This window comes from Tenacibaculum sp. TC6, from assembly GCF_050606265.1.
Taxonomy (GTDB): domain Bacteria; phylum Bacteroidota; class Bacteroidia; order Flavobacteriales; family Flavobacteriaceae; genus Polaribacter.
Genome location: NZ_JBOCUK010000009.1, coordinates 82,702 through 95,496, shown reverse-complemented (window position 1 = coordinate 95,496; position 12,795 = coordinate 82,702). Strand labels below are relative to the sequence as shown.

At 33.2% G+C, this 12,795-nt stretch carries 10 protein-coding genes; 3 read left to right on the top strand and 7 right to left on the bottom strand.

Going from position 1 to position 12,795, the window contains the following annotated elements; genetic code table 11:
• Nucleotides 1–74: 74 nt before the first annotated feature.
• Nucleotides 75–1,013: a thioredoxin family protein gene (locus ACQY1Q_RS07330; RefSeq protein WP_431004649.1), complete on the top strand. Its 939-nt coding sequence runs from the start codon at nt 75–77 to the stop codon at nt 1,011–1,013.
• Between the two features lie 19 nt (nt 1,014–1,032).
• The gene (locus ACQY1Q_RS07325) at nt 1,033–1,413 is read left to right on the top strand and encodes a DUF1573 domain-containing protein (protein ID WP_431004648.1); all 381 of its coding nucleotides are present in this window, start codon (nt 1,033–1,035) and stop codon (nt 1,411–1,413) included.
• Between the two features lie 256 nt (nt 1,414–1,669).
• Here ACQY1Q_RS07325 and ACQY1Q_RS07320 read toward each other — a convergent pair whose 3' ends face one another.
• From ACQY1Q_RS07320 to ACQY1Q_RS07290, 7 genes are all read right to left on the bottom strand, one after another.
• On the bottom strand, nt 1,670–2,416 hold the full coding sequence (locus ACQY1Q_RS07320; RefSeq protein ID WP_431004676.1) for a succinate dehydrogenase/fumarate reductase iron-sulfur subunit: 747 nt from the start codon (nt 2,414–2,416) through the stop codon (nt 1,670–1,672).
• Between the two features lie 15 nt (nt 2,417–2,431).
• On the bottom strand, nt 2,432–4,447 hold the full coding sequence (locus ACQY1Q_RS07315) for a fumarate reductase/succinate dehydrogenase flavoprotein subunit (RefSeq protein WP_431004647.1): 2,016 nt from the start codon (nt 4,445–4,447) through the stop codon (nt 2,432–2,434).
• A 16-nt stretch (nt 4,448–4,463) separates the two neighbouring features.
• Complete coding sequence (locus tag ACQY1Q_RS07310; RefSeq protein ID WP_431004646.1) at nt 4,464–5,141, bottom strand: succinate dehydrogenase cytochrome b subunit; 678 nt, start codon at nt 5,139–5,141, stop codon at nt 4,464–4,466.
• Between the two features lie 186 nt (nt 5,142–5,327).
• Nucleotides 5,328–6,296, bottom strand: a complete 969-nt coding sequence (locus tag ACQY1Q_RS07305; protein WP_431004645.1) for a sterol desaturase family protein — start codon at nt 6,294–6,296, stop codon at nt 5,328–5,330.
• 102 nt (nt 6,297–6,398) lie between these two features.
• Nucleotides 6,399–7,091 carry an alpha/beta fold hydrolase gene (locus tag ACQY1Q_RS07300; RefSeq protein ID WP_431004644.1) on the bottom strand — a complete coding sequence of 231 codons (693 nt, stop codon included), beginning with the start codon at nt 7,089–7,091 and terminating at the stop codon, nt 6,399–6,401.
• A gap of 2 nt (nt 7,092–7,093) precedes the next feature.
• The gene (locus tag ACQY1Q_RS07295) at nt 7,094–7,714 is read right to left on the bottom strand and encodes a DUF6973 domain-containing protein (RefSeq protein WP_431004643.1); all 621 of its coding nucleotides are present in this window, start codon (nt 7,712–7,714) and stop codon (nt 7,094–7,096) included.
• Between the two features lie 12 nt (nt 7,715–7,726).
• Nucleotides 7,727–8,527, bottom strand: a complete 801-nt coding sequence (locus ACQY1Q_RS07290) for a S24 family peptidase (RefSeq protein WP_431004642.1) — start codon at nt 8,525–8,527, stop codon at nt 7,727–7,729.
• Nucleotides 8,528–8,836: 309 nt separating this feature from the next.
• On the opposite strand from ACQY1Q_RS07290, the gene ACQY1Q_RS07285 reads away from it, so the two are divergent.
• Nucleotides 8,837–12,397 (top strand): hypothetical protein, encoded by a 3,561-nt coding sequence (locus ACQY1Q_RS07285; RefSeq protein ID WP_431004641.1) that lies wholly within the window; start codon nt 8,837–8,839, stop codon nt 12,395–12,397.
• The last annotated feature ends 398 nt before the right edge of the window (nt 12,398–12,795 follow it).

Sequence of the window (12,795 nt, the reverse complement as noted above, 5' to 3'; positions counted from 1 at the left end):
TTAACAAGTACCAATAACTACTTGTTTGTTGTTAATACAGGTTTATACGCCAATTATCCTACAAATTTTAATGCATGGGAAAAGAAAAATACTTTAGTGGCATCAATCAAAACCAATCAACTAATATGATAAAAAAAACCTGCTTTCTTACGCTGTTTGTCTGTTATCAAGTTTTAGGTCAACAGTTAAATACAGTGGTAAATGACGATAATGGAAAACCGATGCTTTTAGGTAAAACGAATAAATATGCTTTTACCAACAAAAGTTTTAATTGGTTTCATGAAAATTATGATAAATACTTAACCAATACAACAGTTATTAATCAATTAAAAGACTCATTACAACAATATAATATTCAAGTTTTTTACGGATCATGGTGTGGCGATAGTAAACGTGAACTACCTAAATTTTATAAGGTGTTAACTCAAGCGGGTTTTCCTGATAAACAACTTGAGATGATTGCAGTTGATAAAAAGCAAGATGCCTATAAACAATCACCCGGAGGCGAAGAGAAAAACCTAAATATTCATAGAGTACCTACCTTTATTTTTTATAAAAATAATAAAGAGATTAATAGAATTGTTGAGTTTCCTAAAGAAGATTTTGAACGTGATATTCTGAAAATAGTAAAAGGTGAAAATTATCTTCCGAATTATAGAATTGTTGAATATTTAAATAAACTGATGCAGCAAAATTCTATTGAGGAATTAACAAAAATGAAAACAAATTTAACAGATGGTTTATCAGAATTCACATTTGGCAGTAGAGAATTAAACACCTATGGTTATGTGTTATTGCACTCAAAACAACAGGAAAAAGCCCTTTTTGTTTTTGAATTAAATGCTAGTATGTATCCTTATAAATCTAATGTATATGATAGTTTAGGTGAAGCATATTACACAGTGAAAAATTACAAAAAAGCGTTGGAGAGTTTTAATCATTTTCTAAGGTTAAAACCAAATGACGAAAATGCTTTAAACATGATTAAAACAATACAAAAAGAAATTAATTAACCGTTAAATCAGATGATACATGAGAACACTAATTTTATTTTTAGTTATTTACTTAGTAACTAATTCTATGAACGCACAAGAATTCAAATTTGTGACAGAAACCATTGATTATGGTAAAGTAGCTTTTAACTCTGAAGGCAAAAGAACTTTTGAGTTTACCAACATAGGAGCAGAGCCTTTACTCATTAAAGAAATAAAATCGAGTTGTGGTTGTTCAGTACCTAAAAAGCCTGAAAAACCCATTATGCCCGGAAAAAAAGGGTTTATAGAAATTGAATATGATACGAAGAGACTCGGAGGATTTTCAAAATCATTAATAATTATATCAAATGCTAAAGAAGAAAGAAAATTGATTAAAATAAAGGGCTTAGTTGAAAAGAAAGAAAACAATAAGGTTTAATTAATAAAAGCCTGAGTAGAACACTCAGGCTTTCTTATATCTCATTAGACATTAAAAAAAGTGTTTTATATTGACCTTTTTCACACTCAAATCCCCCCAGATTTTCATGTTTGTCAAATAGCTGGGCAAATATACTTCTAATTTCTAATTTATTTTAAAAAGAAACCCACAAGCGTAACTATACAAGGAATAAACGAACAATAAAAAAGCGAAACCAACCGGTTTCGCTTTTTATATATTTTGAATAAAATATGTATTATCCTTTTAAACTTGCCTTTAAGAACTCAGAATTCATACGAGCAATGTTTTCTAATGAAATTCCTTTCGGACATTCAACTTCACAAGCTCCGGTGTTAGTACAGTTACCAAAACCTTCTAAATCCATTTGTGCAACCATGTTTTTAACACGGTCTACAGCTTCTATTTGCCCTTGAGGTAATAAAGCATATTGCGACACTTTAGCACCCACAAATAACATAGCAGAAGAGTTTTTACAAGTTGCTACACAAGCACCACATCCAATACAAGTTGCTGCATCAAAAGCTTTGTCAGCATTCTCTTTATTAATAGGAATTGCGTTAGCATCTTGAGTATTTCCTGAAGTATTTACCGAAACATAACCTCCAGCTTGTTGAATTCTATCGAAAGCAGAACGATCTACTACTAAATCTTTAATTACCGGAAAAGCTTTTGCTCTAAACGGTTCAATAAAAATAGTGTCACCATCGTTAAACATACGCATGTGTAACTGACAAGTAGTTACGCCTCTATCCGGTCCGTGAGCCTCTCCGTTAATGTATAATGAACACATTCCACAAATACCTTCACGACAGTCATGATCAAAAGCTACAGGCTCTTCACCTTTTGCAATTAATTGTTCATTTAATACATCCAGCATTTCTAAGAAGGACATATGTTCAGAAATATCGGTCACTTTATATTCGACCATTTTTCCTTTATCACTTGCGTTTTTTTGACGCCAAATTTTAAGTGTTAAATTCATATTCATAATCCTTTCTTATTTGTATGAACGTTGTTTTAATTCAATATCGTTAAACTCTAAATCTTCTTTATGTAAAACAGCATCTGCCGGCTCTCCTTTATATTCCCAAGCAGCTACATAAGTAAAGTTAGCATCATCACGTTTTGCTTCACCTTTTTGAGGCCCGTCTAATTCAACTGACTCTTCTCTGAAGTGACCACCACAAGATTCTGTTCTATCCAGAGCATCACGAGCAAATAATTCACCTAATTCTAAGAAATCAGCCACACGACCTGCTTTTTCTAGTTCCGGGTTCATTTCATTAGCACCTCCAGGTACAGTAACGTTTTTCCAGAAATCTTCACGTAACGCTTTAATTTCAGCCATAGCCTCTTTTAAACCTTGTTCGTTACGAGCCATTCCACATTTATCCCACATAATTTGTCCTAATTTCTTGTGGTAATAATCTACAGAGTGAGTTCCTTTATTGTTAATGAAGAAATCAATACGATTTTTCACTGCTTTTTCAGCCTCATCAAACTCAGGAGTATTCGTTGGAATTTTTCCGGTACGAATATCGTGAGATAAATAATCACCAATAGTATATGGTAATACAAAATAACCGTCTGCTAAACCTTGCATTAATGCAGAAGCACCTAAACGGTTAGCTCCGTGGTCAGAGAAGTTAGCCTCTCCAATAGCATAACAACCAGGAATAGTAGTCATTAAGTTATAGTCTACCCAAATACCTCCCATGGTATAGTGAGTTGCCGGATAAATCATCATAGGTGTTTTGTATGGATTCTGATCTACGATCTTCTCATACATTTGGAATAAGTTACCATACTTATTCTCTACTACTTTTTCACCCTCTGCTATAATTTGAGCATGCGTTGGGTTTTCATTTCCGTGTAATTTACACTGTTCTTTACCGTAACGCTCAATAGCCGATTTAAAATCTAAATATACAGCTTCACCGGTAGCATTTACACCGTAACCTGCATCACAACGCTCTTTAGCAGCACGAGAAGCAACGTCACGAGGAACTAAGTTACCAAATGCCGGATATCTTCTTTCTAAGTAATAATCTCTATCTTCCTCAGCAATTTCAATAGGTTTTAATTTTCCTTCACGAATTGCTAATACATCTTCCATTTTCTTTGGTACCCAAATACGACCATCATTACGTAATGATTCAGACATTAACGTTAATTTAGACTGATAATCACCTGAACGTGGAATACATGTTGGGTGGATTTGTGTAAAACAAGGGTTAGCAAAGAAAGCTCCTTTTTTGTGAATCTTCCATGCAGCGGTAGCATTTGATCCCATTGCATTGGTAGATAAGAAATATACATTTCCATATCCTCCGGAAGCAATTACAACAGCGTGTGCTGAATGACGCTCAATTTCACCGGTAACCATGTTACGAGCAATAATACCACGAGCTTTTCCATCAACAAGAACAACATCTAACATCTCATGACGATTGAACATTTCAATCTTACCACGGGCAATTTGACGGTTCATTGCTGAATACGCCCCTAATAATAACTGCTGACCTGTTTGTCCTTTAGCATAAAAAGTACGTGATACTAATACACCTCCAAACGAACGATTATCTAATAACCCACCATAATCACGTGCAAAAGGAACACCTTGCGCCACACACTGATCAATAATGTTTGCAGAAACCTCAGCTAAACGATAAACGTTTGCTTCACGAGAACGGTAATCTCCTCCTTTTACCGTATCGTAAAATAAACGGTAGGTAGAATCTCCATCACCTTGGTAATTTTTAGCAGCGTTGATACCTCCTTGAGCAGCAATAGAGTGTGCTCTACGAGGAGAATCTTGGTAAGCAAATGCTTTTACATTATATCCTAATTCTGCTAAAGTAGCTGCAGCAGAACCTCCTGCTAAACCTGTTCCAACAACTATAACATCAATTAAACGTTTATTGGCAGGGTTAACTAAGTTAATTTTATCTTTATAGTTTGTCCACTTATCTTTTAATGGACCTTTTGGTACTTTTGAATCTAAAATAGCCATATTTTAAGTGGTTTAATTAGTGACTGAAGTGGTGAAATAACGCAACAATGATAAATCCAACAGGAATACCGATAGCGTAAACTTTACCAAATGTTTTCAATCCTCTGGTATATTTGTTATTTGCTCCAACTGATTGGAAAGCAGAACTAAATCCGTGTAATAAGTGTAGTGCTAGGAACACAAAAGCTATAACATAAGCTCCCACTCTTATCGGATTTACAAATTTGTGTTGCAACTCATGAAAATATCTGAACTCACCATTGTGCATACCAGTCCAGTCTCCTTGAATGAACTTAGTATTTAATTCCGGAATCCAAAAATCAATAAAGTGTAACACAACGAACGCTAAAATAGCAAGCCCACTGTAAATCATATTTCTACTCATCCAAGTAGAATTAGCAGCTCCGTTGTTTTTAGCATATTTTACTTGACGAGCATCTTTGTTTTTTAACTCTAAAACAAATCCCATTACAAAATGAAAAACAACACCAAAAATTAATACAGGCTGTAAGGCATACTGCACAAATGGGTTGGTTCCCATAAAGTGAGATAACTTATTAAAAGTAGCTCCGTTGTCAGGGAAAATTGAAGTGATGTTAATTGCAAAATGCTGTAGTAAAAAAAACATTAAGAAAAATGCCGAAAGTGCCATGGCAAATTTTCTTCCTATAGAAGATTTTAATAATCCGCTCATTATTTTGTTTGTTGATTAAATAATAACCACAAATTTAAGTGGAACACACTATTTGAACAAACTTTCCGAATTGTTTTGTTTGATATTTAGAATGGGTATAAATAGAAAAGTTTTTAAATACTCTTAACCAGTGTAAAACTTACATAATTAGTAAGTTGATTTTAAAAGAAAATAAAAATCAAATAATTAACGAGTAACTTTTTTAACGAAATGTTTTATAGAGGTAAAAATGTTTTGAAACGGACTTAGTAAATTCCCTGTAAAAGAGCGAAATTTACTTTCACTTTCATCAATTCCGAAATAGATAGTACTGGCAGATTTTGATAAAACTAAGGTGCCAAATAGCCAATCCCAAATAGCAAATTTAGACCCCATATTTTTATCATAATGTTCAGGGGCATTACTGTGATGTATTTGATGTTGAAACGGACTTATCACTAACTTTTCTATAAAACCGGGATAGGTTAATTTTACATGAGAATGCCTTAGATTGGCACCTAAAAGCATAAATAAAAAACCAAAAACATTAACCCCTAAAAAGAGTAGTTTGTTAATTTGATGATTTGATAAATAATCAAAAACGCCAGTTAGCACTCCAAAAACCAATAAACTTTTAGCATTATTGATTAATAATTCAACAGGGTGAATTCTGTATTGAGTAAAAGGATTTAGTGTGGTAGCCGAATGGTGTACTTTATGAAATTCCCATAAAAATGGCACTTTATGCATTAACAAATGAATAATATAAGTTAAAAAATCATCTATAACAGTAAGAGCTATAGTATAATAAATTAGTGTTTCTGTTTTGCCTAGAGTAACTGTTGTATAGCCAAATTGTTTAAGTAAAAACTCATTGGTGTAAAAAGCAATGTAAAGCCCTAGAATTAAATAAGGGCCTATAAAAATAACTTTAAACAAACTATTAAATACTAAAATTGAATAGTCTACAAAAGCAGAATTACTTAGCCAAACCTTTTTAGGAAAAAGATAGTGTATAAAAGACTTTTTATTTTTTGATTTATAGTAAACGTAATAAGCTAATATTGAAGAAGAAATTAGGTAAATAAAATAGGTGCGTCGTTGCGGACTTGTAAAATAGGAAACTGATATATCAAGAGTTTCTTTAATAGCATCTAAAAAAGGGCCGATTTCCATACCGAATCTATTATACGTATTTAATGTGGGTTAGACATTTTTTCGGTTTAGTTAGTTGTCGTTTTTTTGGTTTGGCAAAGTTACGGTTTTCTCCAGAGACTTCTAAACTAAATTGATAGATAATAAATAAGATAGTTCTTTTGGTTTTTCTAAAGGAATCATATGTCCTGAGTTTTTAATGCTAACAAAGGTTCCTTTTTTTAATTTTTTTGATAAAGATTTTATTTCTAAAGGATTAACTAAGGAATCGTTTTCGGCAGCAATACATAAAATAGGTTTTTCAAAGTGTATAAGTTTGTTGGTTATATCAACCCTATTTGAAGTAGCTTTTAACTGTCTTATAAGTACATCTTTTCCTAAATCAGTATCCATTTTTTTAATAATAGAAATCAATTCATTATTTTGATGGTTAGATGGATGTAAAAACTGTTGAATTCTTGCTTGTGAAATACCTTTGTAACTGTGTTTTTCTAAAAAGCTAAGCGTGCTTTTTCTTAGTTTTACCTCATTATCATTTAATCCATTTGCATTAGCAGCAACTATTACGAGTCGTTTTATTTTTTCAGGATGTTCAATAGCAAAATTCATAGCAGAAAAACCACCTAAAGAAAATCCAACCAATGTTACAGGTTCTTTTTCGTCAATTGCATGAGCAATTAGTTGATTAATACCGTCAAAAGAATCAGCCGGAGTAATATCTATATGAACAGGAGTTACCTTGTTGAGATTTGGAAATATAAATTGCCACAACTCTTCAGTACACATAGTACCGGATATAAAATATACTTTTTGCATGGTTATTTTGGATTAGAATCAATAAGGCATTTGTTATTTTTCCACTTACCTGCTAAAGATTCATTACTAATAACAGCTCCTTCACAGGTTAAAAACTGACCTTTTGCATCTTTTTTAATAATCTTTAATTTTCCTTGATGTATAGCGTTTATTACTCGGTATATGAGTCCTTGAGTAGAAGTTTTACTACCTTTTCTGGTAAGAGAGAGGCCTACATCATTGTTAAATAAATCCATCAGTGTTGAAATCTCATCAGGAACAACCCCATCTTCCAGTTTTCGTTTTTTGTAGGTTTGATAATTTTCTTTTTCATGTGCTTTTCCAAGTGATCTTGCGGCACTTTCTCCTATTTCCTGTCGTAAGCGAGCCATCCAAAAGGCATGTCTAAAAGCATCAACTTGTCCTCCGGAAGCATCACCGTCTAATAAAGGAGAGTTTTTAATAGAATCGGCAACCTGTTTAGCTTCACTAGAAATAAGTAATGCCTTTTCGGCCTTAAAAGGATGCAGAATAACCCACGTTTTTTTAGGCGATGATAACGATGTAAACTTTTGCCAATTAGATTGAGAAAAAGTGGCAAGAGATGTGAAAAAAAATAAGGAGTAAATAAACCTATTAAACATATAAAAGGCTGTTTATTTGCTGTTTTTCATTTGCTCCTCTAGTTCTACTACTTTACTTTCCAAATCGTGTAATCTGTCATAAACATCTATCGGTTCAGGCATTTGTTTTGAAGCAAACATAGTAACATACCAAACTTCCATAATTTCTTCTGCATTAATGGTGTAAGTTGGGTAATTTCCGTTTTTGTTATCACTTTTTAAAATAAGTTTACCTCGTTCTTTAATTCTGTTAATCACACGTTTTAAAACAACACCGTCATTTTTACTAATAATAACGTATACACGACCGTCTTTAATATCATTTAAATTTTCAACATATTTTCCAAACACCAAATCGCCATCAAAAAAAGTACGAACCATAGAGTTACCTTGAACTTCAAAACAACGATAGGTACCGTTACTTAAGTGAGGCATATGAAAAGAAGGTAGTTGTTCAATATAATTAGCATCACCATACCCGTTTAAATAACCGGCTCTGGCTTGAACGGGAACATATACTACATTTTCATTTCCGGAGGTGTTTACGGCAACCACCTGTGGCACTCCAGAATATGTTGGGCTTTCAGTGGCGTCAGATTTTAACATTACCTCACTTTTTCCAAATAAATAATCCGGATTTATATCAAACTCATTAATAATCGCTGTAAGAACATCATAGCCCGGTTTGGTTTTTTTTCTGCTTCCGTCAGATTGAGGTCTTCCGTTAACAATGCTATCTACAGTGGTTCCGGTTACCCCTATTCGTTTAGAAAAAGAAAAATTATTTAAGTTAAAAGCATCTCTAATTGTTGCTATTTTTTCAGATATATCCATTTCTGCTACTATTTTAGGGTGTAAAACATTTTACAATAAAAATTAAACTTTTGTTTGTTTATTTTTGTAAAATGTTTTATATTTGCGTTGTAATTAATTGCTAATATACAAAAAAACTTTTACAGTCAAACATTTGTGTAGTTTTAGTGATTGTGTTTTAGAGATTTTAGCTTGATTTTTTTCATTTTTTTAAAATCTCACTCAAAATTTTCAAACATTTTATTGAATTAAGTTCGAAGATGAGCTGTTAGAGAAGCAATTAAAGCAGTTGCTCAAATGAGCTTAATTAATAATTAAAAAATACTAAAAATGAGTAAAAAACCAATCAAATCAAACCTGTTTAGGTTTGTAACATTACGTGGTCCGCAAACCATTGAAGAAGAAAAGTTAGCTATTGGGTTTATTAAATTTCCTGAAGAAAGTAAGGCTAAAAACAAAGCTTTAACTGCTATAGATGGCGTGGTTGAAGAGCAAAGCAGAAGACAGGCTTTAACAGATGCTTATAACATTGATTTTACGCCTTTAAAAACCCGTTTAGAAGTTAAAAATACCTATGCTAGTATTTATAGCTTTTCAATGTGGTTGGCAAAGAATAAAACTTCATTGAGCTATATAAGTATTGTAGATAACTTTCCGAGTGAAATTGATGTAAATGCTGTTAAATTTAATGATTTAGAATTTGGTTTATGGAACCAGTTATTTTATAATACCATTCATAAGGAGTCTACAAAAGTAAGAGATGTATTAATACATCTTTTAATAGGATTTCGATTTATAAAAAAGTTTGGAGTGTTTGAACCTTCTATAGTACCTAAAGAAGGAGTTCCTATTTTTTCAGCAGAAGAAAAAAAGGAATTTGAAAGAAGAGCAAATGCTAGTGTGATAATTCCGAAAGAAGTGATTCTGACTGCAAATAAATCAGTAGTTAATGATTCGGTAGTTTTGTCTTCGGGAGTTTCAGCCTATTTAAAAAATAGTTTATTGGCTAATCAGGCACAAGACCGATTAGTACAATATAGAGCAAGTTTAAAGGAATTGGAAACGGCTGAAATGTCTTATAATAAAACGGAACAAATCAGGTATGAAGAAGCGTTAAAAGTGTATGATAGTGCTGTTGATGAATTAAAGAAAGCAGCAATACCTACTATTCAAAGAATTGTAGATGTTAAAACAGCTATGTTTAGAGAAATAGAAGTTTTTCCAAAAATTGATTTCCCTAAATTCGAATTTGAGAAAGCTCCCGAAATTGTAAGGACTACAGAAGGAGATGTGCAGTTATATACACAAGAGACTGTTAATCTTTTAAATACAGAGGAATTTAAAGGTTTGAGTACTTTTTCTGAAGTAAATACCTTGTTAAAACAGAAAATTAAAGAAGAACAGCAAAATATTATTACAAATGTACCTGAGGGAACAAAAGATGTTCAGATTCAAGGAGAAAATATTTCTTTTGAGATTCACAATAAGGTGCCTTTATATTCTTACTATGGAATGCTTAACCGATATATCAACTGGCCTATTAAACCAATAGATTATAGTGTTCAAATTATTTTACGTGTTGAAAAAGCGACTAATTTAGCTGTTACAGATGCTACATATAGCCTGTCAGACACTGCGGGGGTTGAGGTGTATTCCGGAACTGAGGTTCGTTCAAAAGCTTCAGATTTTGATAGTAGAGATCTTGTAGTGACATTTTTCCCAGCCAGAATGGTTTTTGCTAGGGGAGTGTACAAAATGAATGCAAGATTTACACTAAGTAATGGTGCTGTACTAACTTTTGAAGAAGATATTTTTGTTGATGGAAACTCAAAAGAAATTGAAGGGCAATGTAAACAAGTGATTTCTGTTGATGGAGGAGATGTTGTTGTACCGGTAGAAAGTGATGGCAATTTGTATGGGGTAACTCAATTAGGAATTGCTGATTTTAGACGTGTAGAACAAGAAATTTGTTGTTACGTTCCGGGAGAGGTTTCTCATATTGAAAACATTATGGCTCGTGAATTTAAAGAGCGTTCAACCAGAAATTTAACTTCGTATGAACAAACTACAGAGCAAAGTTCTGAAAAAGAGGTAGAAAATTTAACAGATACCACTACTTCAGAACGTAACGAAATGCAAAGCGAGGCCTCTTCTATTGTAAATAAAGATGCTACCACCAGCTTTGGAGCAAATGCAAGTGTTTCTGGTGAAATATGGGGTCAAAAATATTCTGCAGGTACTAATTATAATACATCAAATAGTAGTTCGGTATCCAATTCAAACTTACAAGCACAAACCTATGCGCAGGAGGTTGCCGAGCGTGCTTTGGAACGTGTGGTACAAAAAGTTAGTTACAAGCGTACATCCAGAGTATTGCGTGAGCATGAAGAAAACAATACCCATGGTTTCGATAACAGAAAAGGAGACAAGCATGTTACAGGTGTGTACCGTTGGGTAGATAAAATTTATAAGAACAAATTGGTGAATTATGGTAAACGCTTAATGTATGAATTTGCTTTACCGGAACCCGCAAAGTTCTATATAGATGCGTTTCTTAATAAAAAAAGCAGTGTTAAAGAGAGTGCGTTAATTGCACCAATAAAGCCGGAACATCTTAAAGATTTAAATACCCCTAGATTTGATGAATTTGGTAGAAGAATTGGAAGTGGAATTCTTTCTGCTGCTGATATTAATGAGGGGAATTATCAAATCTTGGCAGGGTTGTACAATGCGGAAGTAAAAGCATACCCTGAAACAAAATCAGTTGGAAAATCTTTTTCGTTTACGGTAGTCGAAACGTCAGAACATCATCAATGGGATGAGGTATCAGCAGGGGCAAGTGAAATAAAAATACCGGACGGATATGAAGCAAAGTTTTATAAAGTTGGAGTGTCTCATCAAGGAATTCATAATGAGGTAGGAGTAATCCAAGTCAACTTAGCCGGAATGAACTGCGTTTTAAAAAATAACGAGGTTGAAGGTAATTTTGCTTCAGGATTAACCTCGCAAGTTGCTGCATCATATTCTCAAATTGGTCGTCATTCCGGAAATATTGGTATTCAAATTTGGTGTTCTCCTACAGAAGAAGGTATTGAGCAATGGCAAAATGAAGCTTATAACGCTATTATGGATGCATATAACAAACGTTTGCAGGAGTACAATGAGTTTATGCAAGGTCAGCAGATTGATGAAGCGGGAGTTGAAAAAAATAAAGAATTTGCTTCGCAATTAAACCGTGCAATTGAAAAACGTGAATTAAAACGTATTGCTATTGATTTAATGACTAAACCATTTGGTGTTGAAACCAAAGGAGATCATTATCAGGAGGGGTCTAATACAGAGTTGGTAGCAGACAGGAAATCATTACAAGTACATTCTGAGGTAGTAAAGTTCTTTGAGCAAGCATTTGACTGGGAAATTATGGCATACATATTTTATCCGTATTTCTATGGAAAAAAAGAAAAATGGGAAGACTCATTTAATTATTTAGATGGTAATGATCCAATTTTTAAAGCCTTTTTACAAAGTGCTATGGCAAGAGCAACAGTACCTGTGCGCCCTGGATTTGAAGATGCCATAAACTGGTATATGAAAACCGGAGAAATTTGGAACGGTAAAGGTATGGTAACCGATATGGATGACGAGTTGTACTTATCTATTGCTGAAGAAATGCAAACCATTCAAGGAGAAGTTGAAGGAACATGGGAAACCAGAGTACCAACCTCATTAACCGTTTTACAAGCTGATTCTGTAGCTTTAAATGAAGGAGGCTTACCATGCAATACAGGTTGTGAAGGAGAAGGATTGTTTGAATTAAGTACAGATAAAATTGGTGACCCTTTATCAGGTGTAGACTATGATATTGTTGGGCAAACCAATACGGTTGCTTAATAGCAATGGTCTGTACAAGAAAAAACCTTGCCTAGAATTTTTGTAGAATTCTGTTAGTTTTTAGAAAAAAGTTAGTTTTTCATCAAGTGGGTTTTGCAAGCAAATTGCTGGCTATGCAACCACTTTTTTAATCACATTGTTTTTTGTTTATATCGTTTTTACCGGTACTCACTGTATTGGTAGGCTTTCTAATGCTTTCTAAAAAAACAGAATAACAAGCTATTGAGGTAAGGTTTGTTTTTAAAAACCTTAAAAAAGAAAAATTATGTATGCACATGATTATGGACTTAAAAATTTTACATATAAAACCAATTTCAATGGTTTGGTAGTGCTTCCTGATGTACTACAAGAGAAAATTAAAGATAAGAAACCAGTGTCCTAGAATACATGTTGAAATA

Coding starts and splice junctions, on each gene's coding strand:
- ACQY1Q_RS07320 (WP_431004676.1), bottom strand. CDS start 2,416: ATGAATTTAACACTTAAAATTTGGCGTCAAAAAAACGCAAGTGATAAA.
- ACQY1Q_RS07300 (WP_431004644.1), bottom strand. CDS start 7,091: ATGCAAAAAGTATATTTTATATCCGGTACTATGTGTACTGAAGAGTTG.
- ACQY1Q_RS07330 (WP_431004649.1), top strand. CDS start 75: ATGGGAAAAGAAAAATACTTTAGTGGCATCAATCAAAACCAATCAACT.
- ACQY1Q_RS07285 (WP_431004641.1), top strand. CDS start 8,837: ATGAGTAAAAAACCAATCAAATCAAACCTGTTTAGGTTTGTAACATTA.
- ACQY1Q_RS07305 (WP_431004645.1), bottom strand. CDS start 6,296: ATGGAAATCGGCCCTTTTTTAGATGCTATTAAAGAAACTCTTGATATA.
- ACQY1Q_RS07325 (WP_431004648.1), top strand. CDS start 1,033: ATGAGAACACTAATTTTATTTTTAGTTATTTACTTAGTAACTAATTCT.
- ACQY1Q_RS07290 (WP_431004642.1), bottom strand. CDS start 8,527: ATGGATATATCTGAAAAAATAGCAACAATTAGAGATGCTTTTAACTTA.
- ACQY1Q_RS07310 (WP_431004646.1), bottom strand. CDS start 5,141: ATGAGCGGATTATTAAAATCTTCTATAGGAAGAAAATTTGCCATGGCA.
- ACQY1Q_RS07315 (WP_431004647.1), bottom strand. CDS start 4,447: ATGGCTATTTTAGATTCAAAAGTACCAAAAGGTCCATTAAAAGATAAG.
- ACQY1Q_RS07295 (WP_431004643.1), bottom strand. CDS start 7,714: ATGTTTAATAGGTTTATTTACTCCTTATTTTTTTTCACATCTCTTGCC.